At 43.5% G+C, this 25,328-nt stretch carries 20 protein-coding genes and 1 pseudogene; 10 read left to right on the top strand and 11 right to left on the bottom strand.

All coding sequences use genetic code 11. The annotated features are described in order from the left end of the window. Nucleotides 1-108: 108 nt before the first annotated feature. The 3 genes from Q0R52_RS20815 to Q0R52_RS20805 all read right to left on the bottom strand — a co-directional run bounded on the left by Q0R52_RS20815 (nucleotide 109) and on the right by Q0R52_RS20805 (nucleotide 2,895). Nucleotides 109-858: an ATP-binding cassette domain-containing protein gene (locus Q0R52_RS20815; RefSeq protein WP_295797995.1), complete on the bottom strand. Its 750-nt coding sequence runs from the start codon at nucleotides 856-858 to the stop codon at nucleotides 109-111. A 196-nt stretch (nucleotides 859-1,054) separates the two neighbouring features. Further along, nucleotides 1,055-1,924 (bottom strand): ABC transporter permease, encoded by an 870-nt coding sequence (locus tag Q0R52_RS20810; protein WP_295797994.1) that lies wholly within the window; start codon nucleotides 1,922-1,924, stop codon nucleotides 1,055-1,057. Beyond that, complete coding sequence (locus Q0R52_RS20805) at nucleotides 1,924-2,895, bottom strand: ABC transporter substrate-binding protein (RefSeq protein WP_295797991.1); 972 nt, start codon at nucleotides 2,893-2,895, stop codon at nucleotides 1,924-1,926. The genes Q0R52_RS20810 and Q0R52_RS20805 overlap by 1 nt, the downstream gene beginning before the upstream one ends. Nucleotides 2,896-2,994: 99 nt before the next feature. Between Q0R52_RS20805 and Q0R52_RS20800 the strand changes: the two genes are divergently transcribed. Together Q0R52_RS20800 and Q0R52_RS20795 are read left to right on the top strand one after the other, a co-directional pair. After that, entirely contained in the window at nucleotides 2,995-4,140 is a 1,146-nt protein-coding gene (locus tag Q0R52_RS20800) for a methionine aminotransferase (protein ID WP_295797989.1), read from the top strand. 191 nt (nucleotides 4,141-4,331) lie between these two features. After that, a complete protein-coding gene (locus Q0R52_RS20795) occupies nucleotides 4,332-5,117 on the top strand; it encodes an amidohydrolase (RefSeq protein WP_295797986.1) in 786 nt (261 codons plus the stop codon). Nucleotides 5,118-5,190: 73 nt separating this feature from the next. Here Q0R52_RS20795 and Q0R52_RS20790 read toward each other — a convergent pair whose 3' ends face one another. After that, complete coding sequence (locus tag Q0R52_RS20790; RefSeq protein WP_295797985.1) at nucleotides 5,191-6,369, bottom strand: TlpA disulfide reductase family protein; 1,179 nt, start codon at nucleotides 6,367-6,369, stop codon at nucleotides 5,191-5,193. A gap of 180 nt (nucleotides 6,370-6,549) precedes the next feature. Here Q0R52_RS20790 and Q0R52_RS20785 point away from each other — a divergent pair, with 180 nt between their 5' ends. From Q0R52_RS20785 to Q0R52_RS29380, 3 genes and pseudogenes are all read left to right on the top strand, one after another. Continuing rightward, on the top strand, nucleotides 6,550-9,603 hold the full coding sequence (locus Q0R52_RS20785; RefSeq protein ID WP_295797983.1) for a GH92 family glycosyl hydrolase: 3,054 nt from the start codon (nucleotides 6,550-6,552) through the stop codon (nucleotides 9,601-9,603). A 22-nt stretch (nucleotides 9,604-9,625) separates the two neighbouring features. Continuing rightward, a complete protein-coding gene (locus Q0R52_RS20780; RefSeq protein ID WP_295797980.1) occupies nucleotides 9,626-10,189 on the top strand; it encodes a hypothetical protein in 564 nt (187 codons plus the stop codon). A 181-nt stretch (nucleotides 10,190-10,370) separates the two neighbouring features. After that, nucleotides 10,371-10,493: pseudogene (locus tag Q0R52_RS29380) on the top strand (hypothetical protein); the annotation flags it as partial. A gap of 29 nt (nucleotides 10,494-10,522) precedes the next feature. On the opposite strand, the gene Q0R52_RS20775 reads toward Q0R52_RS29380, so the two are convergent. From Q0R52_RS20775 to Q0R52_RS20765, 3 genes are read right to left on the bottom strand one after another with little or no spacing between them, the layout of a single operon-like run. Continuing rightward, complete coding sequence (locus Q0R52_RS20775) at nucleotides 10,523-12,163, bottom strand: SulP family inorganic anion transporter (protein WP_295797977.1); 1,641 nt, start codon at nucleotides 12,161-12,163, stop codon at nucleotides 10,523-10,525. A 44-nt stretch (nucleotides 12,164-12,207) separates the two neighbouring features. Next, on the bottom strand, nucleotides 12,208-12,867 hold the full coding sequence (locus Q0R52_RS20770; RefSeq protein WP_295797975.1) for a class I SAM-dependent methyltransferase: 660 nt from the start codon (nucleotides 12,865-12,867) through the stop codon (nucleotides 12,208-12,210). 4 nt (nucleotides 12,868-12,871) lie between these two features. Next, nucleotides 12,872-13,534 (bottom strand): methyltransferase domain-containing protein, encoded by a 663-nt coding sequence (locus tag Q0R52_RS20765; RefSeq protein WP_295797972.1) that lies wholly within the window; start codon nucleotides 13,532-13,534, stop codon nucleotides 12,872-12,874. A 97-nt stretch (nucleotides 13,535-13,631) separates the two neighbouring features. Here Q0R52_RS20765 and Q0R52_RS20760 point away from each other — a divergent pair, with 97 nt between their 5' ends. Beyond that, nucleotides 13,632-14,339 carry a Crp/Fnr family transcriptional regulator gene (locus tag Q0R52_RS20760; protein WP_252793175.1) on the top strand — a complete coding sequence of 236 codons (708 nt, stop codon included), beginning with the start codon at nucleotides 13,632-13,634 and terminating at the stop codon, nucleotides 14,337-14,339. 64 nt (nucleotides 14,340-14,403) lie between these two features. Here Q0R52_RS20760 and Q0R52_RS20755 read toward each other — a convergent pair whose 3' ends face one another. The 4 genes from Q0R52_RS20755 to Q0R52_RS20740 form a co-directional block, all read right to left on the bottom strand. Continuing rightward, on the bottom strand, nucleotides 14,404-14,811 hold the full coding sequence (locus Q0R52_RS20755; protein WP_295797970.1) for a DUF6855 family protein: 408 nt from the start codon (nucleotides 14,809-14,811) through the stop codon (nucleotides 14,404-14,406). A gap of 24 nt (nucleotides 14,812-14,835) precedes the next feature. Beyond that, nucleotides 14,836-15,615 (bottom strand): aldolase/citrate lyase family protein, encoded by a 780-nt coding sequence (locus tag Q0R52_RS20750; RefSeq protein ID WP_295797967.1) that lies wholly within the window; start codon nucleotides 15,613-15,615, stop codon nucleotides 14,836-14,838. Nucleotides 15,616-15,753: 138 nt separating this feature from the next. Further along, on the bottom strand, nucleotides 15,754-16,968 hold the full coding sequence (locus tag Q0R52_RS20745; protein WP_295797964.1) for an ABC transporter substrate-binding protein: 1,215 nt from the start codon (nucleotides 16,966-16,968) through the stop codon (nucleotides 15,754-15,756). Between the two features lie 294 nt (nucleotides 16,969-17,262). Next, on the bottom strand, nucleotides 17,263-17,601 hold the full coding sequence (locus tag Q0R52_RS20740; RefSeq protein WP_295797962.1) for a cupin domain-containing protein: 339 nt from the start codon (nucleotides 17,599-17,601) through the stop codon (nucleotides 17,263-17,265). Nucleotides 17,602-17,715: 114 nt separating this feature from the next. Between Q0R52_RS20740 and Q0R52_RS20735 the strand changes: the two genes are divergently transcribed. The 4 genes from Q0R52_RS20735 to Q0R52_RS20720 all read left to right on the top strand — a co-directional run bounded on the left by Q0R52_RS20735 (nucleotide 17,716) and on the right by Q0R52_RS20720 (nucleotide 25,323). Further along, a complete protein-coding gene (locus tag Q0R52_RS20735; protein WP_295797960.1) occupies nucleotides 17,716-19,134 on the top strand; it encodes a DUF3863 domain-containing protein in 1,419 nt (472 codons plus the stop codon). Nucleotides 19,135-19,197: 63 nt separating this feature from the next. Continuing rightward, entirely contained in the window at nucleotides 19,198-19,902 is a 705-nt protein-coding gene (locus Q0R52_RS20730; RefSeq protein WP_295797958.1) for a hypothetical protein, read from the top strand. Nucleotides 19,903-20,711: 809 nt separating this feature from the next. Further along, entirely contained in the window at nucleotides 20,712-23,765 is a 3,054-nt protein-coding gene (locus Q0R52_RS20725; protein ID WP_295797955.1) for a TonB-dependent receptor, read from the top strand. 40 nt (nucleotides 23,766-23,805) lie between these two features. Then, nucleotides 23,806-25,323: a RagB/SusD family nutrient uptake outer membrane protein gene (locus tag Q0R52_RS20720; RefSeq protein WP_295797950.1), complete on the top strand. Its 1,518-nt coding sequence runs from the start codon at nucleotides 23,806-23,808 to the stop codon at nucleotides 25,321-25,323. Nucleotides 25,324-25,328 lie beyond the last annotated feature (5 nt).

Raw genomic sequence — 25,328 nt, 5'->3', positions numbered from 1 at the left:
AGTCAAGAGTCAAGATAAAAAAACAAGTGGCAGTCACAGTTTGCGCCGCTTATGATGAAGCTCCTCTTCTTAATTCTTGACTTCTTGATTCTTGACTCTTGCGTCTCTTCACGAGAACCAATCAAACAAGTCGCTTTGCTTCAGGTTTTGTTTGTTTTTTGTATCGAGGTCTTTCCTGATGTACCCCTCGCCCATCAGTATGATCCGGTTACCGTAAGTAAAAGCATCCTTGAGGTTGTGGGTTATTAATATGGCTGTTAGCCGGTAATCTTTTATCAGTTCATCGGCAGTGCGCATTACCACGTCTGCTGAACGCGGGTCGAGTGCAGCGGTGGGTTCATCGAGCAATAAAACTTTACAGCTGTCCATCACGCTCATCAGTAAGGTTAACGCCTGGCGCTGCCCGCCGGATAGTGTGCCCATTTGCTGGTCAACCTTATTTTCAAGTCCTAAACCGAGCGTGCTTATCTTCTCCTTTACCTGGTTTTTAAAAACTTCGTTCACACCAATGCCCAGACCCTTCGCCCTGGTACGGATAGCAGCCAGCCGGAAATTATCCAGGATACTTAGATTGGATGCGGTGCCGCTCATAGGGTTTTGAAAAACTCGGGCTATCCATTTGCTGCGCTGGTAATCGTGCAGTTTGGTTACGTTTTCGTCGTCGATGGCTATTGTGCCTGAGGTGGGGAACACGCTGCCGGCAACCATATCAAGCAAGGTTGTTTTGCCCGAGCCGTTGGAGCCAACAATCACTAAAAACTCGCCCGTGTTTATTTTTAGATCGATGCCGTTAACGGCGTTTACCTGGTTTGGCTGGCCGGGGTTGAAGGTTTTGTGGATGGCGTTAAGATCAATCATTTAGTTTCTTTTCTAACTCCTATTCGAGCGCTATGATTAACGTAAATTGGATATAAAGGCTGTGTTATTACGTTTTTAATAATTAGCACAAAATTCAACACCCTGATAATTAGCGTGTTTCATAGCGTTCCGGGTGTTCCACGTGCAAAAATGGAACGCTTTGCATTAATTTTTTAACTGATTCCCTACCCCATGCTTACCTGGTCCGTCCAAATTTCAACCTCGGCAAACTTACTATTATCAACACAAACGCAGCTGTTACCAATTTCAGCAAATTGGCATCTACTCCAATATCCAGCGTCAATGCAAGCACTAATTGAAATATTATTGCGCCGGCCAATACTAAACCTAAGCTTAACCAAACCGAAGTTATTTTAAACCAGTTAATCAAAGTTTCGGCAATAATTACCGAGCCAAGGCCGATAATCACTATGCCGATACCCATGCTAATATCAGTAAACCCCTGGTACTGGCTGATGAGGTAACCGCTGACAGCTGTCAAAGCATTGGCAAGCGCCAGGCCGGTAATTTTCATCCGGTCGGTATTTACGCCCAGCGCCCTTATCATCGATTCGCTGTTACCCGTTGCCCGCATGGCTATACCAAAGTCGGTTTTAAGCAGGTAACCGATAAGAACTACTATTACCAGCACAAATGTTGCTACTATAAAAAATGCATTATGGTTGGCATCTGAGCTTATATGCAATAACGAAAACAGTGATGGCAAGCTGTTTAACGGCAGGTTTGAAGTGCCCATTATAGAAAGATTAACGGAGTACAAGGCGGTCATTACCAAAATCCCCGCAAGCAGTGCATTGATTTTTAACTTGGTATGGATTATGCCCGTTAACGCCCCGGCCAAACCACCGGCCACTATCACTGCAGGTAAAATAATATATGCTGGCTGATGATGGGTTATCATTACCGCCGTAACCACACCACCTAACGTGTAGCTTCCATCGGTAGTGATGTCGGGAATATTAAATATCTTCATCGATATAAAAATCCCCAATGCCAATGCCGAAAAGCAAAGCCCCTGTAGCAGCGCGGTAAGGTAAAAATCCATTATTTAACAGCCTCGAAGTTTGAAGATACGGTAATGTTGTATTTTTTTGCTGCGGCCGCATTATACACCCTGCGTCGTACTTTCACCATTTCGGGTTGTAGGCCGGCAGTGCTTTTTGTTTTTAAATACTGCGCTGCCTGTTCGCCGGCCTGGTAGCCCCATTGGTAAATATCGGCGCCAAAAGCAGCAACCGCACCACGCTGTACCAAACCGGCTTCGCTGGTAAAAATGGGCACGTTGGCCTGGTCGCAACTTTTCAAAATGGTCTCGAAGGATGCGAACACACTGTTATCAGGATTAGCAAAAAACGCATCAATATTTTTCGACAATAACGATTTGGTAACCAGCTGCGCCTCGGCCGACGAGTTTAACGGCAATGCAACCAACGTGATATTTAATTTATCAGCATCAGCCTGTATCCTTTTTTTCGCATCAACAGACTGCGGCTCGCTTTGGTTATAGATCATGCCTACAACCAGCTTGCCAGCCTTTGGCTTCATAAATTTTGGAATGTTTGAAAATGAAGTATCGATATAATTCAAGTCCTCAACCGCACCAAACAGGTTAGCTTGTCCTTTGCCACTGGCGTCTTCCATGTTCATCAGCTTTACTGTTGGCGATACCATCATAAAAATGGGGATGGTTTTGGTTTTCTGAGCCGCGGTTATAGACGATAAGGTAGTGCATGTCGCCATTAAATCAACTTTATGAGATACAAAGCGGTTTACTATCTGTGTAAGCGTAGGGATGCTGCCAAGGGCGTTGCTATAGTCGATGGTTATATTCTTTTTGTCCTCGAAGCCATTCTTTTTCAGGGCATCGATAAAACCTGTGCGTGCCGGCGCAATCGATGCATCCTGGAAGGCGTCAACAAAGCCAACAACTGGCAGTTCTGTTTTCTTCTGGCCTTGCTGGCATGAGGCGATCACAACAGCTAATAAAATTATCGGAAGGTATTTTAGGTGCTTCATGATGCTAAGGTAGAAAATACAGGGTGAAAGGCAAAAGGAAAAGGGTTAGCCACTTGTCAATTTCCTGCTTTCACCTCAAAAACGTAATTTAGCCCCTGCATGACACCTATTATTTCTAAATTACCCCAGGTGGGTACCACAATTTTTACCGTAATGTCGGCCCTGGCGGCCGAGGTTGGAGCCATAAACCTGTCGCAGGGTTTTCCCGACTTCGAAACTTCGCCCGAACTGATAAAGCTGGTAAATAATGCAATGAAGAATGGGCATAACCAATACGCGCCGATGCCAGGCGTTATGGCCCTGCGCGAGGAAATCGCAAAAAAAACAGAAAAACTTTACGGCGCAGTTTATAACCCCGACACCGAGATTACCATTACTGCAGGTGGCACGCAGGCAATTTTTACTGCTATAACCGCCGTTATTAACCCCAACGACGAAGTAATAATATTTGAACCGGCTTTTGATTGCTACGCCCCAGCCATAAAACTGGCCGGCGGTATTGTGAAATCGCTGGAGTTATCGCCCCCTGATTACCGCATCCCCTGGGATATGGTAAAACGACTGATAAACAGCAAAACAAGGATGATTATCCTTAACACGCCGCATAATCCTACTGCTACCATATTGCACAAGGAAGACATCGACGAGCTAAGTGCCTTAGTAAAAAATCAGGACATACTGATTTTGAGCGACGAGGTTTACGAGCATTTGATATTCGACGGGGAGATGCACCATGGAATGGCCCGTTACCCGGAATTACAGCAGCGCAGCTTTATTGTGGCGTCATTTGGTAAGCCATTCCACGCTACCGGCTGGAAGGTTGGCTATTGTATGGCACCAGCTTTTTTAATGCAGGAATTCAGGAAAGTGCACCAGTTTTTGGTGTTCAGCGTAAACGCGCCTTTACAGTATGCAATTGCCGAACATTTAAAGGATGAGAACACCTATTTGTCGCTGCCTGATTTTTTCCAACAAAAGCGCGATTATTTCCGTAAAGGACTGGAGCAGACAAAGTTTGAATTGCTGCCATGTTCAGGAACATATTTTCAATCGGTAACATTTAATAAAATAACAGACGAAAAAGACAGTGACTTTGCCCTGCGCTTAACAAAGGAAATTGGGGTGGCAGCCATACCCACATCGGTGTTTTACACCCAGGGTACCGACCACCATGTTTTACGTTTTTGTTTCGCCAAAAGGCAAGAAACGCTGGATAAAGCCGTTGATAGATTGTTAAAGTTGTGAGGAGTTCATAGTTGACGGTTCATAGTTCATGGTCGTTTATTGTTAAATAGCTAATTGGCCGGTTCTGATAAAACTTTTGCTTATAAGGATAGATTTACTTGTTATTGTTTAATTGTTTACCGGGTTGATGCCAATGTTTTAGGCCATTTCTACTATGAACTATGAACCATCAACTATGAACTGCGCACGAAATGGATAATTTAAAAATTACGGTCTTCCAGGGATACTTATATTGGGAAAATATTGACAGGAACCTGCAGAATATTGAACTGAAACTTTCCAATATCCGCGAAAAAACAAACCTGATAATTTTACCCGAAATGTTTAACACCGGGTTCAGCATGGAAGCCGAAAAGCTGGCCGAGCCAATGGGCGGTAAAACCATGAAGTGGATGCAAAAAATTGCCGCAAAATATGAATGCGTAATAACCGGCAGCATCATTATTAAAGATGAAAACAAGTTTTATAACCGCTTAATATGGATGCGCGCCAATGGCACCTACGAATGCTACGATAAGCGCCACCTGTTTGCCCTTGGCAAAGAACACCAAACCTATACCCCCGGTACCAAAAAGTTGATAGTCGAACTTAACGGCTGGAACGTTTGCCCCATGATATGCTACGATCTGCGTTTCCCGGTATGGCTGCGCAATGTTGATGCCGAATATGATTTACTGTTGATTGTTGCCAATTGGCCCGAGCGCCGAATTGCCCACTGGCGTGCACTGATACCCGCCCGTGCCATCGAGAACCAGGCTTATGTGATTGCTGTTAACCGTGTTGGCCATGATGGTAATGAAGTTTACCACTCCGGCGATTCTACCTGTATTGACCCTAACGGCAATGTGGTTTACTACAAACGCGATGAAGAGGATATGTACACATTTACCATTATTGCCGAGGAAGTGAAGAAAACGCGCCGGGCACTGCCTTTTTTGAAGGATATGGATGAGTTTGAAATAAAGACTGAGATTTAGCGATTAGACACGATTTAGCGATTAACAGGATTTACAGGATTACCCTCGATGGAGCTGAATCCTGCAAATCCTTTTAATCTAGGAATCGCGTCAATACCGGCCGCAAAGCATCTTTATCCTCCAGTTTTCCATCACTCAGGTAAATTATCTTTCCAATAGGGTTAATTAATATCAGCGTTGGGAAATAATTCACGCCATAAAGCCTGCTGATATCGCCTTCACTGTCAAAAAAGTGTAGCCAGTTCATTCCCTCTTTTTTTATCGCATCGGCAAAGGCTTTCTTGTTTCTGTCTTGGCTCATCCCAATAATTACCAGTTTACCTGCAGGATATTTTTTCCTTATCTCCTTTATGAAGGGAATTTCGGCCATACAAGGTCCGCACCAGGTGGCCCAAAAATCAAGCAGCACGTATTTACCCTTCAGTGCTGGCAAATCAATTTTTCTTCCGTCGAGATCAATTAAAGAGAATGCAGGGGCCATCTCGCCCGTTTTCACGGGGCTTAAAACAGCGTCAAATATTTCCTTCAAATTTTGTCCCTCAATACTTTTAGTAAATTTTGCCGGGAAAATCGTGTTAAAATAAACCAGTTGCTCTTTTAGAAAAGCAGTGTCCCGGTTCAGATATCCGTTAGGCAGCTGCACCAACTGGTTACGGAAATACCAAAATGAAAAGTAATCGCCTGGATAGTTCTGAAAAAATAACATTGCGCGTTTAACCCGGGCTTTGTACAATTTGACAAACTCCAGTTTAATCGAGTCGTTGCGGCCGAGTGCCGCCTTGTTCTGGTTAAAAAAAGCACCCAGGACCATACCTTCCTTTTTTGTGAAAGCCCAAAGGTTGAGCAATATTTTATTATCAACTGTATCATAAACCCTCACAGCGTTTTCAACATGTGAATAGTCCAACGAACTGTCCATATTTGGCTTAAAGTAAAAGTTAATTCTGGCTGGCTTTTCTGTTAGAAAGAAGTCATTACCAAAGTAGTTCTTGGTGGAATCGCTGTAATTTACATTAAGCGCTGCGTATGGCGAATAATACGAACCACGTAATACGATGGTTCGGTTGTTACCAAAGGTATCAGGTACAAATATTGTACTTTTCCCATTATCGTATTGATAATGAACATTTTTCGGATTAACACTGCTATCTAATTCAATCGTGACATTGAAGGTTTTTTGCGCAAACAACGCGCCTGGAAAAAATAATGAAACTAAAAAAAGCGCTTTGAATTTACATATGTTGACAGGCATTTAGGCTCGGATTTTATTTTTTCAATGGTATAAACAAAATACCGAACGCAAAAGCTAAAAGACGTTAAAAACCGTTAAAAAGCGTTAAATTCCTGTTACATACAATTCTTTTTTATGCCTTAAATTCCTGTACAGATAATTTAATCTATTTTTACCCTCTGTAAATCATCCACTAATTCAATGAAGATCTTATCCCGCGTTATACTTTCGTTTTGTCTTGTTTCAATTCTGGCTCTTTCGGCATCCGCCCAAAAAAAGAAAGATTTCACTAAATATGTTAACCCTTTTATCGGCACAGGCGGGCATGGGCATACTTACCCGGGAGCGGTAGTACCGTTTGGCATGGTGCAGCTCAGCCCTGATACCCGCTTAACAGGCTGGGACGGATGCTCGGGCTATTATTACAGCGATACAACAGTTTACGGCTTTTCGCATACCCACTTAAGCGGTACCGGCATTGCCGATTACTGCGACGTGCTATTTATGCCAACTACCGGCGACCCGCAGTTTAAAAACACCGATTATATGTCGGCATTTCAAAAGAAAAATGAGGTGGCAAGTCCCGGCTACTACAAAACGCATTTAGATAAATACGATATAGATGTAGAGCTTACCGCGAGCACCCGTGTCGGCGTTCACCGTTATAATTTCCCCAGCACTAAAGAAGCCAATATTATTATCGATCTGCAGCACCGTGATGTAGTGCTTGATTCGTGGATCGAGGTGGTTAATGACCATGAAATTCGTGGGTTCCGCCGTTCGAGCTCATGGGCTACCGACCAATCGCTTTACTTTTATGCCAAGTTCTCCAAGCCCTTTAAAACTTATGGTATAGCCAGCGACGACCAGCTGCAGCAAGGTAAAAACAAGCTGCAGGGCAAAAACATAAAAATGTATATCCGTTTTGATAATCCCGGCGAAGTAATTTCAAAAGTGGGGATATCATCAGTAAGCGCTGATGGCGCTTTAAAAAACCTGGATACCGAAGTTCCCGATTTCGACTTTAAAAAAGTGCAACGCGATGCGAAGGCATTATGGGTAGATCAACTGGCAAAAATAGAGGTTGAGGGTGGCGGGCCGGATGCAAAGGCACAACAAATGCCGCAAAACACACAGGACCCGAACGCTGGCTATAACAGCCGCAATGGCAACTATCGCGGCCGTGCTCCGAAAAAAGTGCAACCAGTTGATTACGCTAAACAAAAGCATGTTATATTCTACACTGCGCTTTACCACGCCATGCTTGCCCCGAATGTTTATAGTGATGTTGATGGGCAATACCGGGGAATGGACCAGAAAGTGCACAAAGCCGACGGCTTTAACTATTATACCGTATTCTCGTTATGGGATACCTATCGCGCAGAAGACCCTTTAATGAATTTAATCGACCGCAAACGAACGCTTGATTTTATAAAATCTTTCCTGGCGATGTACGAGCAGGGCGGGCTGCTGCCTATCTGGCCGCTTGCGTCAAGTGAAACGTTTTGTATGGTGGGTAACCACTCCATTCCCGTTATTGTGGATGCTTACGCCAAGGGTATCCGCGATTTTAATGCCGAGGAGGCATTTACAGCGATGAAAGCTGCCGTAAACCGCAACCAGTTTGGGATGGATTCTTACCGAAATAATGGCGTGGTGCTATCTGACGATGAGCCGGAGTCTGTTTCAAAAACACTGGAATATGCTTTTGACGACTGGTGTATTGCCCAAATGGCCAAAATGCTGAACAAACCACAGGACTACACCGAGTTCATCAAACGTGCGCAGTACTGGAAAAACAACTATAATAACCAAAATGGCTTTATGCAGGCCCGTGCCAACGGCGGCTGGTATACGCCGTTTGAGCCTACAGAAATAAACAACAATTATACCGAGGGTAACTCGTGGCAGTATTCTTTTTTAGCGCCACACGATATTGAAGGCCTCGCGGCGCGGATGGGCGGCAAACAGGCTTTCGAAACCAAACTGGACGAACTGTTCACAACCGACTCGAAACTAAGCGGTCGCCAGCAGGATGATGTAAGCGGTTTGATTGGTCAATATGCCCACGGCAATGAGCCAAGCCACCACATGGCTTACCTGTATAATTTTACCGATGCGCCTGAGAAAACTCAATTATACATAAGCCGCATTTTGCGCGAAGAGTATAGCGATAAACCGGATGGCCTTTCGGGTAACGAAGATTGCGGGCAGATGTCGGCCTGGTATGTGATGAGCTCATTGGGAATTTATAACATTGCACCGGGTCAGCAGCAATTTCAGATTGGCATGCCGCAGTTTGATAAGGCGGTTATAAACCTAGAGAACGGTAAAAAATTCACCATCACCAATCCCGGCAGCAGCATAAGCCGGGGCAATATTTATTTGCAGGGCATGAACCTGAATAAATCAGCCTATAACAAGCTTTACCTTAGTTATGATGATATTGTAAAGGGCGGTGATTTTGAAGTGTTGACCGGTAAACTGCCGAACAATATATTCGTTTCGAGCCTTGAAAAACCGACATCGAAGATTACGGATAGTCTTATCTTGTCAAATCCTTACATTATAGCACCATCGAAAACATTTAAGCAACCCATAAAAGTTGAAATAAAGGTTGCCGAAAAAGATGCGAAGATTTACTACACGACGGATGGCTCCGCTCCTACAGCTTCCTCTACGCGATATGGCGGGCCGTTAGATATTACAGTGAATACAAACGTAAAAGCAATCGCCATTCAAAATGGTAAATCAAGCTTTGTGGTAAGCGGTACCTTTACCAAAATCCGCGACGATATCAAGCTCACCCTTGTAAACAAATACCTGCCCAACTACGCCGACCAGGGCGATAATACTTTAATCAACGGAATCCGCGGCAAAGCCAACTGGCGCCTGGGCAACTGGCAGGGCTACCAGGGCAACGATGTTGTTGCCATAATTGATATGCAGCAGGTTAAACCCGTAAAACAGGTAACCTTCGGTGCCCTGCAGGATAGCCGCGCGTGGATTGTGTTCCCAAAACAAGTGGAGTACTGGTTATCGGACGATGGCGTAAACTACAAGCTTGCTGCTACCGTTAACACTAAAATTGACGTTGCAGATTTAAACATACAAACCCAGGACTATACGGCTCCGCTAAATGCCAGTGCACGTTATATTAAGGTGATTGCCAAACAGTACGGTCCGTTGCCGGACTGGCATGAGAGTAAAGGTAGCCCATCGTATATTTTTGCGGATGAGATAATTATAGAATGACAGACATTAAATAACGCACATCGTGGGATTTTGGAATATTTTTAAAGGTGATAAAACTCAAAAACAAAGCTTGAGTTCCCCATTATTTTTCCATGAAGATGATTTTTGTCAGGTAGAACTTTTACCGAAAGAAAACCTGAATTTCATTAAATTACAATGTAATCAAATAGAAGGCTCTTCCGAGAAGAATTTCGATGGCACGGGTTACAAGGAAATTTTCATACGGGACGAAAACCCAATCGGACTAAGTACAATAAGCATACAAAAAAGCGAGCTTGAAAATTTTTTATCAGAACTACATCTTCCACGTGCATCAGAGGTTCTAACAGGTTACGGGCAGGATTATCGTATTCAAAGTATTGATACCGTTGGTTTTGGTTCTGATTATGCAGCTATTTATTTCGACTATCAAGATTACATCGTAAAAAATATATGGTTAACCCATGCCTGGAATATTGAGAGACAAAAACTTATCTCATTTCTCAATGATGTGGGGTTAAGGTGGGGTCTTTTACTGGTTGACTGGGAAGCGGCGACATTCGTTGATTTATCTGATGAACAAGCCATTATAAATTATTTGAATTAACAATCGGTGGCGCGCTAAGTATACACGCTCGAAGGCAGTATTTTGTTAACCTCCAGGCTAGCGAAATTGTTTTGCAAGCCAAGCCGGAACGCATGGCTTGGCGAGGTATGTCGCGGGAAACCAAAGACATGTTGTCCTGCGACTCTAGTTCAACCTCCCTGTTAGGCACCAGCATGGAAGAGGGCACCGACCAGGGTTTGCTGTTTGTAAAGACTTTTTAGTAACACATGGCGATACCATAACGGTGGAAAGCGAATTGAACAAAGGGACATGCTTTAAGTTTACCGTACAGGGAGTACAGTGAAACCTGTCAAAAATTGCCCATTTGCCTTTCTATCCCCGCAAAATGTCATTTGCCCGCTTCAACGCATTTTCAAGGGTATCCCTGATATTTCCTTTGCCGATTTGAAATATTAAACGCGCCTTTTTTAATTCTTCCATTACCTGTATGCTATTCACTTCTGCCAGGATTAGTTTTGTTCCGTTTCTTTTTACGGCTGTGTGCACCTCACGCAATACCCGGATGCCTGTGGCATCAATAACGGGAACGTTCCTCATCCTGATGATCAATACCCTGGCAGGGTTTTCTATCACATTCATCGCATCCTTAAATTTATAGGCTGCGCCGAAAAACAAGGGGCCGGTAATCTCAAAAACATCAACCCCTTTGGGAATCAATGCCGTTGTAAGCACATCTTCTCCCCTGTCAGTCGACAGGACAGTTTGTTGCACGGAACTAACCTGCATCATCTTTCGCATAAACAGGAAAGCGGCGAGTATCATTCCTATTTCAATAGCTACCGTCAGGTCAACCAATACCGTAAGGGTGAAGGTGGTTATCAAAACAGCAGCATCGCTTTTCGATCCTTTAAAAACGCTGATAAAATTCTCCAGCTCGCTCATATTCCAGGCTACAACAATCAAAATACCTGCGAGGGTTGCCATTGGGATAAGGGCCGCCCATTTGCCGACAAAAAGGAGGATGATCAACAAGGTAACTGCGTGTATGATGCCCGCAACCGGGGTCCTTCCACCATTTTTGATATTGGTAGCTGTACGTGCAATAGCCCCGGTTGCGGGAATTCCGCCAAAAATAGAGGAGCAGATATTGGCAAAACCCTGGGCAATTAATGCGGTATTTGAGCGATGGTTCCCTCCTATCATACCATCTGCCACTACCGCAGATAATAAAGATTCTATACTGCCGAGCAATGCGATGGTAAACGCCGGCCGTATTAATTGCTGAAGCGTTGCAAGGCTTACAGCCGGGATAACAGGCATAGGCAAAGAAGATGGAATTGCCCCGAAGCGGCTACCGATAGTTTCGACCGGGAGATGAAAAAAATGAACTGCCAGTGTTGTGATGATAATGGCAATTATTGAACCTGGTACCTTGCGGGTAATCCTGGGCCACAGAAAAACCAACAGTAAAGTGAACAGCCCGATGCCTATTGCATAACCATTGATTGAAGACAGGTGCTGCCCATAGGCCAGCCACTTGTTTATAAAATCAGCCGGAACGTTTCCCATTTTTAACCCTAGAAAATCTTTTACTTCGGATGAAAAGATGATAACCGCAATACCGGTCGTAAAGCCAATAATTAATGGATAGGGAATAAACTTGATGGCATTACCTAACTTAGTTAAGCCCATTATAATTAAGAGTATGCCGGCAATAAAAGTTGCGATAACCAGACCACTGACTCCGAATTGCTGAACAATACCATACACAACTACAATAAACGCCCCGGTTGGCCCACCAATTTGAACACGGCTACCGCCCAAAACCGATATGATCAGTCCGGCAATAATAGCTGTAAAAATCCCTTTTTCGGGGGATACTCCCGAAGCAATGGCAAATGCAATAGCCAGCGGCAGGGCAACAATGCCCACAATAAGCCCGGCTATTACGTCTTTATTAAACTGCTCCCGGCTATAATTTTTTAAAGTATCTATTAACTTCGGTCTAAACATGCTTTGTTTTTTAACATATCATTATTTGTATAGTGCGTTACTCCCTATTCTTTTATCCACATTTTCAATGCCGTGCTGTAAAAATTGCTGACTAATTGATAGCCGGGAGGAACCTGCATGTGCGGGCAATGAAAAGTTACCAGCCTTGTCTCCGGGGGTTTTTCTTCAAGCATCTGATAAACAAACCGGCTATACAAATTGTAAAGCTCGAAAGAAGTTTTTACTGCATAATCAATGCGCCTGTCAGGTTCAATATTCTCATAGAAAGCGTTATAGAAATAAAAATGGTCATAGTCCCGAAAATCCAGTTCTGTCAAATTGCCATGAATAAAATTCACATTGGGCAAATCCACTTCCTCTTTGGCTATTTCGGCAAATGCATATAGTTCACTTCGCTGTTCAATTCCATAGAAAGCGGTTTCGGGATGAAAAAAGCCGGCAGTAATACAAAATTTCCCTACGCCGCTTCCTATATCCAAAACCCTGGCGTTAGGAATAGCCAGGAAATTGGCCGCCTTTTTCGCTATGTCAACAGGTGTCCAGTGCAGTTGCGACATGTCCTGTATATGTTGAGGGTATAAATCATCAAATGTGTTGTCGTGGCGGAAGAGCGAAGGGTTTAAAATCTCATTAAGCATTCTTTTATTTTTTCTAACAGTTTGGTACTTTTTAAATTTGGCGTATAAAAACCGGAGCGTTTCCATTTGGTTATGCTTTAATCCACATTTTGAGCAGGGCGTTACACGCAACGGCTGCCAGTTTGTAACTTGACGGTATCTCCTGTTCTAAGCTGTGAAAGGTAACAACGCGGGTTCCGGGAGGCTTTTCATCCAGCGCCGAATGGAGATATTGGGTATAATAGGTATACAACCCTTCCGATATTTCAATCGTGTCATCAATTTGATTTGTCGTATCGATATTTTCATAAAAGGAATTGTAGAAATAGAAATGATCGAATCCCTTAAAATTAACCTGGGTAATGTTGGCGTAAATAAAATTCACGTTGTGCAATTGCGTGCATTGTTTAGCTTGTTCAGCCAGGTAAATTAATTCTTGTCGCTGCTCGACTCCATAAAAGTAAGTTTCGGGAAAATAGAAACCTGCTGCCAAACAAAACTTACCGATACCACTGCCAATATCAAGTACCCGGGCACCGGGCCCTGCCAAAAAACCAGCCGCTATATGAGCGACTGCCAATGGCGTCCAGTGTTTAGGCGATATCATTTGAAAATGCTGCGGGAATTGACTGTCAAATGCCGCATCGTTTGTAAATAAGGGCGGATATAAATTCTCTGTCTTTGAACTTGCTATCTGCGCTCCCGGCTGATGTGCAGCAACCGGCGAAAAACCAGGAAGTGTATAAACTTTCATGCCCGGTAAATCTAGACTTTATGGCAGGGCTATTTGTTGTAACAGATCAGCCCGGAAACTGATATTTATCAGTTTTAAAAAAACGTACCTTTGAACTATGAGCTTGTCCGGAATTTTCCCTATCGACCGGTGGAATTTTACCACGCAATCAATGCTAAATATTCTTTCTGAAGAAGAATATGCAGATTTGGTAGCCAACCAAAGCGATCAGAAATATTTGAAAGGTGATGTTATTTTCAGGGAAGGTTCGGTACCGGCTGGTATTTTTTTGATAAGGAGCGGCAAGGTAAAAAAATACAAGGTCGACAATTTGGCGAAAGAGCTGATAATTTATGTGGCCAATCACGGGGAACTGATCGGGTATCATGCTGTTTTATCAGAAGAACGATACCCGGATTCAGCTGCTGCTATCGAGGACAGCCTGATAAGCTTTATCCCAAAAGAAGATTTTATCAGTATTTTACACCGGTCGCCCGCTTTTACACACCGGTTATTGAAAACTTTGAGTCACGAATTTACCGTACTGGCGAATACCATTTCGGTAATCGCTCAAAGAACAGCTCACGAGCGCTTAGCTATTGCACTAATTGTACTGCGTGAAAAATACAAAGACGATAAACCGGGCGAAAAAGACATCATTCTAAATATATCGAGGATGGACCTTGCCAGTATGGCCGGAATTGCACAGGAAAATGTTATCCGATTGTTAAAGGAATTTAAAGCAGAAGGCATAATAGAAACTGAAGGCAGAAAGATATTGATAAAAGATATCCGAAGGCTGGTTAAGAAATCAAATTACAAGTAGATATTCTCGCGTCGCCTGGTGCGTAAAGTGACGCGCTATTATGTCTCCACAATAGCGCTGACACCTATTTTGCCCGCATTTTATTTCCTTTAGCTTCATGTGTTACCTCAGCTAAGCCCAAAGCTTCCATCAATGGCGGTACATACATACCAAAACGCCCGCGCAAGCCTTTCTTCAGGCCATACCAGCCGCCAACCGGGTTATCTGCTGAACGCCCCCAGGATTCAACGGTGCCATCTTTTGCCGGCTTTTGTTCGTCGGCGCTGCCGAGTTCCATCCAGTCGCCATGTTTTTTAAGCATTTCGTGCAGGTCGGTTAAACAGCGGTAATCGTAAAGCAACACTGTTTTGCCGACTGTGCATACCAAAACGTCTTTCCCGTCCTTTACATCGGTGTGCATAGTGTAGGCCGACGATAATGGCGGCGTTTGCAAAGCCAGCGGGTTTTCTTTTGTGCCTATTTTCTCTTTCATTATATTTTTTTATGGTTAAACAATTTAGCTTCTTAACGCAATCTTATTTAAGCTATCTCCCAGGCCCTGGCTCATGAATTTTATTTCGTTGCCAATAGCGATAAACGTAAATCCCTCCTGGATATATTGGTTCACAACATCAATGCTGTGTGCATAAATGCCGGGAATCTTGTTATATTTCGTGCAGGCAGCCACCACCTTTTGCCGTGCCTCGTCTATTAGTTTACCTTCCACATTGCCGGTTTGCCCATATGATGCTGCCAGGTCGCCCAGGCCCATAAAAAGTATTTCAACGTTTGCCGTGCCCGCAATACCATCTAAATTAGCTATGCTTTCTTTACTTTCGATTTGAACAATGGATAGTATGCAATCATTAGCCCTATTAAGGTACTCTTTTGTATTGGTATAAAAGGCCGACGCCCTAATGCCGCCTATTCCCCGGTTACCCTTCGGCTGATAATAGCAGGCATTACTAACTTCAGCAGCCTGTGCCGCAGTATCTACTTTCGGTATCATCACGCCTTTGGCGCCAAGATCGAGGCAAAATTCAATCATACGCCTGTTTTGATCGGCAACTCTTATAACCGGGGTAATTTCGTAGCCGTTAATGGCTTGTAAAATATGCAGCAGATTTTCATTGGTTATATGCGATGCCTCAAAATCGATAAGCATCCAATCAACCGGGAAATTTGCCATAGCCTCGGCAATAAACGGGCTGCCACTAACAAGAAAGACTCCAATGGATACGCCGCCGCCATTAATTTTGGCTTTTATATTATTGTCGAGATTATGCAGGTTGTTCATTTTTTATTAGGCTTAGCTGATATTAACGTTATCGTCAATTAGAATGGATAAACTTGTTTGCCTGAAATTGAAGCAATATAAGCAACAAAGCCCGATATTTTCATACCGGGCTCTGCGTATAATTAAAAATATTACAGTTTACTCGTCAGATTTCCCGACCAGTTGCCATGAATAAGATGTGCCGTTTTTTGCGATGCCAAAGTAATCAAAAGTACCATTTGAGCGGTCGCCGAACTCATCAAGCGCTTCGGCGCCAACAATGCCGGTATTTTTATTGGCATTTGCAACAAATCCAGCTTTAAGAGCGGCAAAATCGTCGGTACTGCCATTGGTTCCTTCAAGTGTGTAGGCTATAGTCCACATGGCATCATAGGCCACCAGTGCAAAAGCATCAGGGTCGGTGCCTGTCTTTGCTTTTATACGTGCGGCAACAGGCGCCCATTTGTCCTGCGTAGCTGCCGACAGGCCAAAAGATGGCGCAAAAAATCCTGTCTTTATTACAAAATCAGCTACTACCGGATCGTTTAAAAATGCTGTGCTTAATACTACGCCATCCCCGCCGAACCATTTTACGCTGCTTAAGACCGGGTCAGCAGCTGCAAGCTTAAATATCTCAGTGCCTTCGTCGAACGATGCCAGGTAAATGGCTGCCTTATCTGCGCCGTAAGTAGTGATCATTGTATTAAGCTGGGTTTTAATGGATGCGACAACTGCAGCGTAATCTGTAGTGGTAGTTGCATACGGATCTATTGCGGCTACTTGCCCGCCGTCAGTAGTAAACGCTGCGCCTGTCGATGTTTGAAGGCCTTTGTTGCCCGCATCGTCGCGCGCCACGGTAACCAATCCTTTAAAGCCTTTTTTTGCTATGGTATTGGCAATTGCAGCACCTTCTATTTTATCCGAAGGGCAAAAGCGGAAAATATTATCGTTAGCTATAGCCAAACTGCCGGCGGTACTACTTTGGCTCACCACTATAATATTGGCGGCATCGCTGAGCGGTTTCAGCCCGGCCAGCTCAGCGCTTGACTGCGGGCCGATAATAAAGTGTATTTTTTCGCTATTGGCTTTGTTAAATAATGTTTTGGCGAGGTTCACATCCAGCTTGGTGTCTGAAACCGATGCTGCTATGCGGAATCCAGCATTCTTCTTCGCCAGGTATGTATTGATGTCTTCCATAGCCAGTTGTATTGCTGCACTTGAGGTAACCCCTAACGACGACCAGTTGCCGGTTAAAGAGAAAAGCCCCCTAACATCCACAATTTTTGATGGCACATAATAGGTATGATTTTTTTTGCAGGCCTGGAAGGTGATGATTGCCAAAAATGCAATTATAAGTACTAATACTTTTTTCATTTAGGGTGATTTGGTGATAATTTTTTGCTCTAAATTAAATAAAATATCCCTATAGGTAGTAATTAATAACAGTTGACGTGAGTTCGATATAAGAATTGTACTAATAGATCCATATCGTTTTACTTAACGGCTTGCGTTTCGCCTCACCTAAATCCTCTCCAAAGGAGAGGACTTGAGCGTTGCTCATGGGAAATTCCTTTTCAGAACCCTCTCCTTCGGAGAGGGCAGGGTGAGGCGACGACCATCTATTGTGATGTCGCCCGCAACTCAAAGCATCGTGTTTTTATATTGAACTCACGTTAGTTTAACCGTTTCAATACCCTCCCGCTCAAAAGTAACATTAACCGACCTCTCGTATTTAGGCCTGGTGCGGTGGACTACATTGGCGGGTATGGTTATTAGCTGGTTAGGCGACAGTTCAACCGTTTTGTCCTCCAGATCGATACATAATACCCCTTCCAATGCCAGGAAAGTTTCGTCAGAATTGGGGTGATAGTGCCAGTAAAAGGGCTCTGTCATTATGCTCAGCCTGACCGTATGATCGTTTACTATTGAAAGGGGGATATTTTTATAAGCGTTAACATTATTGGTTTCCTGTTGAATGCTTATTGGAATCAGTACCGGTGGTTGCATGTTTGAATGTTTATTAGTGCGATGTTATATAAACGTAAACTTCGCAGTTTTTGTCCTATCCTGCGGTAAAAAGAATTAATATCTTTAACGGCAACCAAAGATTTTCAATTCGATATGGACAGACGCACTTTTGTAAAAAGTTCCGCAATATCAACAGCCGGCTTAGCGGTTGGCCAATCAAACTTATTTAAGGGTTTTGATCCGTTCCTGTTAAATAATCCGGCGCCCCTGCAGCTAAACGGCAACAGGTTTGTGACTTTCTGCATCATGGTCCGCACCACGCCCTGGGAAGTATCAAGAGACGTGAAGCTGCACCCGCGTGATGAAGCCGCGTGGCATACGCTTGAAGGTGTAAGATGGATGCGCGAAGCTTTCGCCAAAAACAATCCAGATGGGCGGCTTACCTGGGGCTTTACCTTAAATGCGCTGGAAGATAAACGAAAAAATTATGTTGAAATAAGGAATTATGTAGCCGAATGCCAGCAAAAATATGGCGACGAGGTTTCCTACTTTCCGGGTTACTTCCCGGCAATGTATCTGCCGCGCGAAAGAATAAACAGGGAAATGACGGAGGCTATCCAGACAATTACCGATTTTGTGGGCAACGGTTACCGGCCGCAAGCTATAATGGGCGGCTTTTTATCGGCCAACAACTTACAATACCTCGCCGAAAAAGAACATATCCATACGGCACATGCCGTAATATGGAGCCAGTTTAATATTGATGGCGGCGGTGCAGATGGTTCGCCCTCCTACCCTTTTTATCCTTCCAAAGAACATTTTTGTAAACCGGCGCAAGGCAGCAAGGATTTTATAGATTGCGTAAACCTGGATGGCTGGACTATGGATTTTATTTGTGCGCGCCGAAGTGGTGCCATCGGGCAGCAATTAGATGGTTATAACAGTCGCCGGGGCGTTGGCCCGCTGGAGACGTACCACGGCTGGGGGCTCGATTTGGGCCACAGAGAGGTTATGCACACGCAATCAATACATTTTGATAAAGGTTTTGAATTAAACGGCTTTGGCTGGGTTACCAATATCTGGGAGGCACAGCTGGTTTATGAGTTTGGAAAAGACTTTATCTGCAGCGCCCTTGAAATGTGGGTAACCGGTACCAAAAAACGCTGGCCCGATACTCACTTTGTAACCTTTGGCGAGTATGGCAACATTTGGCGCAACCAGTACAAAACCAACGACAAATGGAATTACCGCTTTGAAGAGCGTGGCTCCGGCCTCGGCGACTCGTACAATAACCTTGAAATTAAATGGTTCATGAACAAGGAATTCAGGCTGGCACTGCTTCGCGACTGGCACCAAAATACGCCTGATATGGTAATAGATTTCACCCGCTATGATCTTACCGCCAAAGAACCTGCCGACCCTAGTCCGGAACATCCTGATAAAAACTGGAGCTTGATAAATGAAATTAATCAAAAGGGATTGCGGCCGCAGGATAAGCCGAGGCTGATCAAAGAATTGGATAAAACGGCGAAAGATTTGATAGCGGGGTATTATCCGGAGTTGATGAGGTGAAAAAGAAATGATCGCGTGAACTTTGCGCCGCCAATAATTAAGTGAAATATTTGAAAAATTAAAATGGGCCAACGGGTTAGTTATTATAGAAGTATTCTTAGAAAAACTCTTAAAGAAACAATTTTCGAGAATTTTTCGACATTCAGGCAATGGTACCTCGATGCCGCCGACTCTTCAGTACTACAGTTCAACGAAACATTTGGCAATAAAGAATTAAAAAGTTATTTGGCGCAAAATGATGATTTCGAATATAACCTTCATAATCTTGACAAAAAACTAATTGATGAACTAACTTCTGAGTTTCTAAATTACTGTGACTCGACAAACAGTGAAAACAAAATACTGGAACTTTTTGGGCCGACAATGAATAAATGGCGATATAATGAAAGTACCGACATGGTATTAAAAACTAATGACCGCGATTTTATCCAGCTTTGGAATTTCATCATAAAGGGCCGTTGTTTAACAGGATACGTAAACTTTGAAAGTTTCACTAATGACGAAAAAATTGGGTTCCTGACGTATGACGAATACTCGATTTTAAAGTCTAAAATCGAAGCGCATTTTGGGAATATCGGCCAAATAAAAGAGAAATACTGGACAGACAAAGAAAAAGCAGACGTGCGGGAAGCTATTGCAAATTCTAAAAATGGCTCTTATTCCTTGTACGAGCACAATCCTAAAAGTTCAGGCCTCGAATATGTTTTGCAAGCATTAAACGAAATCTCAATCACCAATGACGAATTAATAACGGTAATTGAATTGTAGAGACTTTTCAGTGTTCAAGCAGCAAAGCTTAAATCTCTGTAAAAGATATTCTTATAAAAAGGGTTATACCAACACTGCTTTTTATTGGATTTTTGCCGAATCGTATTCGCACAGGAAAAAACGGCGCGTTTGCCCTTTATACTTATGATTAGCATCTCCCCTTTCTTCGGAGAGCGGTTCGGGGTGAGCTGATCGCGAGGTTACCCCGCCCCCGCGTTAAATTAGTAATTGATGCCGGGTGATGGCTAAATGCAGCCACATTTCAAACGTTTGCGTTGAGTTAGGACGCTTTATTGTTCACCAAAACAGAGTACCCGGAAATTCCGTCAACACTAACGATTGTAATAATCAGCCTTAGAAAAAACACGCTTTATTTCCTAACATGATCTGCGGATTTCCACCGCCAAAAACATTGCTTTTTTGCGCTGACTGAACGTTGTGGCTACCTAAATCCGGTTAAGTGACCTGTCGACCCGGTGTTGGTTCGATCTCAGCGCACATTCAGGATCAAATACTTTGGTGCCGACATAAAACGAGCAGCTTATCGGAATTTTACGCCGAATTCAACATTAACAAGGCCTCAACAACCCTCATTTCTTTGCTTTTTACTTAGCCAATACTACATAAAACACTGTTAATAAAAGGTTTATGACGCCGTTTTTTGGCCAGAACAAACGTTTGCGCTGTGTTTGAGGGGATGTTTTTTCGTTTTGAGATAGCTATATCTCTAATTTTCGTTGCTGAAGTTTTATTATAAAACTAACAATAAATTAATACACTGACCCAATTAATTCTAACACCGAAAATGTATGATTGAAATTTACACACTCTCTGATCCGGGTTATGCAAAAAGATCTTTTTCAAAAAAGAAACTTTTTGGTACCCTTTTTAAAATGGCTTGCTGTTGCCTGTTTTTAATGCTACCGGCACTGGCAAAAGCCCAAACCGTGGTAAACGGCACTGTAAAAGACAAGGACGGCCCCATCATGGGCGCTACAGTAACCGAAAAAGGAGCTAAAAACTCTACCACTACAGATTTAAACGGAAAATTTAAAATTACAGTTAAGAGTAGCTCCGGCATATTGGTAGTATCGTATATAGGATACAAAACCCAGGAAATTTCTTCGGGCAGCGCTGATGGCTCGACAATTACTTTGCAGGAAGATCTTAACAAACTGAACGAAGTTGTGGTCGTAGGTTACGGCTCAGTTAAAAAGAGCGACCTTACCGGCTCCGTAAGTTCGGTAAAGGCAAGTGAACTTAACTTACGCGGCACCACCTCAAATTTGGCCCAGGCCATACAAGGTAAAGCGGCTGGCGTAATGGTTCAGCAATCGAGCTTTGCGCCGGGTGGTACCATATCAATTACCATACGCGGCGGTAACTCTATTAATACAAGTAACGCGCCGTTATATGTAGTTGATGGTTTTATCTCTGATAACGGTAACCAGATAAACCCTAATGATGTTGAAGATATCCAGATTTTGAAAGATGCATCGGCAACTGCTATCTACGGTTCGCGAGGTGGTAACGGTGTAGTTTTAATTACCACTAAAAAGGGTAAAATAGGCTCCACAGTAGTTGAAGCCGATCTATCAAACGGTCAGCAATATTTAACTTATCATCCATCGCTATTAAACGGCCAACAGTATACCGATATTCAAAATGCAACGGCTGTTGAAGATGGCAAACCGCCGATATTCCCTTCAAATTACCCATTGGCCAACACCAATTGGTTAAAAGCTGCTACTCAAAATGCAACTGTTCAAAACCGCAATTTAAGCATCAGCAGCGCCGACAAAGGTTCAAAAATTTATGTATCGGGTAATTATCTCAAACAACTCGGCGTATTAAAAAACACCAGTTTGGAGCGTTATACCGCAAGGATTGGTGCTGAAAAAACATTGAACGAAAACTTAAAACTAAGCGCCAACTTTTATGGAGCAAGCGGTAATTCAACGTTACAATCATACTCCGGCGACATTACCCCACCATTGTTTGGACTGTTAACGGCACAGCCCAATATCCCGGTTTATAACCCGGATGGTACTTATTATGTGTACCAGGGTAAAAACAATGCGTTGGCCACCCTTTTGGAGCCCACCAACAAAAGCGGCAGCAAATTGATGAACGGTAACGTTTCTTTAGATTATATTTTATTTAAAGGTCTTACCTATCATCTGGGCGCAGGCAGCGAGTACAGCCAGGTTACAGCAGGTCAATACACTCCCCGGACATTGGTTGCAGGTAAAGCAAATGGTGGTATAGCCAGCGAGCAAATGTCGACGGCTTTCAGGTGGCTGGTTGAAAACTATTTGACCTACAAATACAAGATTAAAGATCACGACTTTACCTTATTGGTAGGTAATTCGAACCAAAAAGACGTTGCCGAGTCACTTGGTGCAGGTGCCAAGGGTTTCCCTACCGATGTTTTTCTGTATTATAACTTAAGTGCCGGTTCTACAGTAAACGGTTATAGCAGCGGTAAATCTGAGTCGTCACTTACCGATTATTACGGCAGGTTAAATTATGCTTATAAAGATAAGATACTGGCTACATTTACTTTAAGGGATGATGCTTCCTCGAAATTCGGCAGCAACTTCAGGCATGGTATTTTCCCATCGGGGGCTGTGGCTTATAAATTTGGTGATGAGGATTTTATTAAAAACTTAAACACTTTCTCGAATTTAAAAGCAAGGGTAAGCTACGGTGTTACAGGTAACGACAGGATCAACAACTACCAATACCTGAGCACATTTGGTAACTATAGCACAGTGCTTAGCCCGGGCGGGGCGTTGCAGGTAGGTATTGAGCCGTCTACTTTGGCAAACCCCAACCTTAAGTGGGAAAGCACCGCGCAATTTGATGCAGGTTTGGATATGGGTTTTGCAAATGACCGGATTAACGTTACTATTGACGTTTACCGTAAAAAAACCAGTGATCTGTTGCTTAATCTTCCAATAGGCCAATGGTGGGGCTTTAATACCCAACTGGTAAATGCCGGTGCCATTGAAAACAGGGGTATCGAGCTTTCTGTAAATACAAACAACATCCGCTCAAATGGCTTTTCATGGAACACCAGCTTTAACATTGCATACAACAAACAAAAAGCTTTGGACCTCGGTGGTATCAAAACCATCAGCAGCAATACCGCTAACCCAAGCGGAACGGTATCGGGCCGCGAGTTTTCGCGGTTGCAGGTAGGACAGGAATTGGGCGAGCTTTACGGCTACGTTTATGCAGGCGTACTTAAAACCGGCGAAACTTATGCACCGCAGCCAAATTCAAAACCAGGCGATCCTAAATATGTGGACGTAAATGCTGATGGTAAAATCACCCCTGATGATCAGAAATACTTAGGTAACTCAAACCCTCATTACACCATGGGTTTTGGTAACGATTTTCACTACAAAGGTTTTGACCTTAACGTGTTTATCCAGGGCGCATTTGGATACAAATTGTTTAATATGAACAGGTTGGTTCTGGAATCGACAACCAGTACCGACGCCTTGAACAGGTTTGTGGCCGGCAAAAACGAAAATACTGACATCCCGCGTGAAGGTTACTTCCTGAGCACTTATGGCGGTTACGTAAACTCACGCTTTGTGGAGAATGCTTCGTATGCCCGTTTAAAATCTGTTTCATTAGGCTATAACTTCCCGTCTTCATTGTTCCAGCGCATTAAAATTGTGCAGGGCATAAGAATTTATGGTGAAGCACAAAACCTGCTTACCGTAACAGGCTACAAAGGAACCGACCCGGAAGTAAACGTACATACAGGCAATACCGCAGGAGGTTTGGATTTCAACGCCTTCCCTGCGTTCAGAACCTTCGCTTTTGGTGTTAAAGTATCTGTTCATTAATCATAATCATCCATTAACGGATCAACATAAAATTAATAAAATGAAAAAATATAATATTACCCTGATCATAGCTGCTGTGTTTTTGCAGTTCTCCTGCAACAAGAACCTCGACCCGAAGGTATACAGCAACTTAACCAGCACTAACGCCTTCCACACACAATCAGACGCGGTGGCCGCGGTAAACGCAGTTTACGCCCGTTTAAAGGGCCCCGCCGTTGGCGACAACTTTGACTATTGGACAGTAAGACACTTTGCCCTTACCGATTTAACGACAGACGTTGGCCATTGCGATTATGGCGGCGACCCGGGTCAGCTTTCATTGGTTCAATGGAACTCAGCAAACGGTTTATTGGCCGAGGACTGGAAACAAATCTATAAACTGATTGCAGATGCTAATAACGCCATCTATAATCTTTCGGCTATGACCACAATCAGTAATGACGCTAAAAGCCAGTTCCTTGCAGAAATGAAGTTTTTGCGCGCCATTGCCTACCTTGACCTGACAGATGCATGGGGGCCGGTAGTTTTGGTAACCGAAAAAGACATTGCAAATCCTAAATACACAAGCCAGCCACCTGTTACGTCTGTTGCAACTATTGATGCGCTGCTAATATCAGACCTGGAGGGTGCTATAAGCACTTTGCCTGTTGATTATCAAAACAACAAATATTACTCAACAAACGATGTTGGCCGCGCTACAAAAGGCGCTGCCATGACTTTACTGGCTAAACTATACCTGCGTCAGCACCAATGGCAAAAAGCTGCTGATTTAACCAAGCAGGTTATGGATCTGGGCATTTACCAGTTATATCCAACTTATGCCGGTTTATTTAAAGAGGACAACAAATGGTGTTCAGAAAATATATTTTCGGTATTGAGCGATGCAAACGTAAATGGAACTGAGTTGCTGAATCACTTTGGCCCGCTTAACCACCCGGTACTAACAGACAGGTGGCAGTATTATGCCGTAACCTGGGATTTTTATAACAGCTATGGCGATGAAGACGACCGTAAAAAAATGTTCTTTACCGAGTACGATGGTGTTGATGGATTAACGCACAAAGAAGCCCCAACATTAGGTGCAACCCCGCCGGCAGGTGTTTTGTATATGCCCGATGTCGCAACCATGAAATATGCCGACCCAAGCAGAGCTGATAACACTTACTATGATGGCCATAGCGTTGATATTTTGCGCTATGCGGATGTATTACTAAGCAGAGCTGAAGCTTTAAACGAGTTGAGCGGACCAACTGCAGAAAGCATAGGGTTAGTAAATATGGTTAAAGCACGGTCGCATGCTAAACAATTAGTAATGGGCGAGCTTAACCAATCTTCATTCCGCGACGCACTTTTACAGGAGCGCGGCTGGGAATTGTATTATGAAGGAAAAAGAAGAGCCGATTTAATGAGGTTTGGTAAATATGATGTAGTGGTAAATGCTTACCTGAAACGGGCGGGCCTAAACCAGACAGTAACTTTACCCCGCGATCAGTATTTCCCTTACCCTATAAACCAGGTGAACATCAACCCTAACCTGAATAATTCAGGAAGGCAATAATTGCT

Source organism: Mucilaginibacter sp., assembly GCF_025359345.1.
Classification (GTDB): Bacteria; Bacteroidota; Bacteroidia; order Sphingobacteriales; family Sphingobacteriaceae; genus Mucilaginibacter.
The sequence above is the reverse complement of the archived record's forward strand: the minus strand, read 5'-3'. Positions and strand labels throughout refer to the sequence as shown.

Bases quoted from the DNA above. Each gene is read 5' to 3' on its own strand.
- Q0R52_RS20795 (WP_295797986.1), top strand. From the start codon at position 4,332: ATGGATAATTTAAAAATTACGGTCTTCCAGGGATACTTATATTGGGAA.
- Q0R52_RS20725 (WP_295797955.1), top strand. From the start codon at position 20,712: ATGATTGAAATTTACACACTCTCTGATCCGGGTTATGCAAAAAGATCT.
- Q0R52_RS20775 (WP_295797977.1), bottom strand. From the start codon at position 12,163: ATGTTTAGACCGAAGTTAATAGATACTTTAAAAAATTATAGCCGGGAG.
- Q0R52_RS20790 (WP_295797985.1), bottom strand. From the start codon at position 6,369: ATGCCTGTCAACATATGTAAATTCAAAGCGCTTTTTTTAGTTTCATTA.
- Q0R52_RS20750 (WP_295797967.1), bottom strand. From the start codon at position 15,615: ATGAACAACCTGCATAATCTCGACAATAATATAAAAGCCAAAATTAAT.
- Q0R52_RS20755 (WP_295797970.1), bottom strand. From the start codon at position 14,811: ATGAAAGAGAAAATAGGCACAAAAGAAAACCCGCTGGCTTTGCAAACG.
- Q0R52_RS20810 (WP_295797994.1), bottom strand. From the start codon at position 1,924: ATGGATTTTTACCTTACCGCGCTGCTACAGGGGCTTTGCTTTTCGGCA.
- Q0R52_RS20785 (WP_295797983.1), top strand. From the start codon at position 6,550: ATGAAGATCTTATCCCGCGTTATACTTTCGTTTTGTCTTGTTTCAATT.
- Q0R52_RS20745 (WP_295797964.1), bottom strand. From the start codon at position 16,968: ATGAAAAAAGTATTAGTACTTATAATTGCATTTTTGGCAATCATCACC.
- Q0R52_RS20730 (WP_295797958.1), top strand. From the start codon at position 19,198: ATGGGCCAACGGGTTAGTTATTATAGAAGTATTCTTAGAAAAACTCTT.
- Q0R52_RS20720 (WP_295797950.1), top strand. From the start codon at position 23,806: ATGAAAAAATATAATATTACCCTGATCATAGCTGCTGTGTTTTTGCAG.
- Q0R52_RS20740 (WP_295797962.1), bottom strand. From the start codon at position 17,601: ATGCAACCACCGGTACTGATTCCAATAAGCATTCAACAGGAAACCAAT.
- Q0R52_RS20815 (WP_295797995.1), bottom strand. From the start codon at position 858: ATGATTGATCTTAACGCCATCCACAAAACCTTCAACCCCGGCCAGCCA.
- Q0R52_RS20770 (WP_295797975.1), bottom strand. From the start codon at position 12,867: ATGGAAACGCTCCGGTTTTTATACGCCAAATTTAAAAAGTACCAAACT.
- Q0R52_RS20805 (WP_295797991.1), bottom strand. From the start codon at position 2,895: ATGAAGCACCTAAAATACCTTCCGATAATTTTATTAGCTGTTGTGATC.
- Q0R52_RS20760 (WP_252793175.1), top strand. From the start codon at position 13,632: ATGAGCTTGTCCGGAATTTTCCCTATCGACCGGTGGAATTTTACCACG.
- Q0R52_RS20800 (WP_295797989.1), top strand. From the start codon at position 2,995: ATGACACCTATTATTTCTAAATTACCCCAGGTGGGTACCACAATTTTT.
- Q0R52_RS20765 (WP_295797972.1), bottom strand. From the start codon at position 13,534: ATGAAAGTTTATACACTTCCTGGTTTTTCGCCGGTTGCTGCACATCAG.
- Q0R52_RS20735 (WP_295797960.1), top strand. From the start codon at position 17,716: ATGGACAGACGCACTTTTGTAAAAAGTTCCGCAATATCAACAGCCGGC.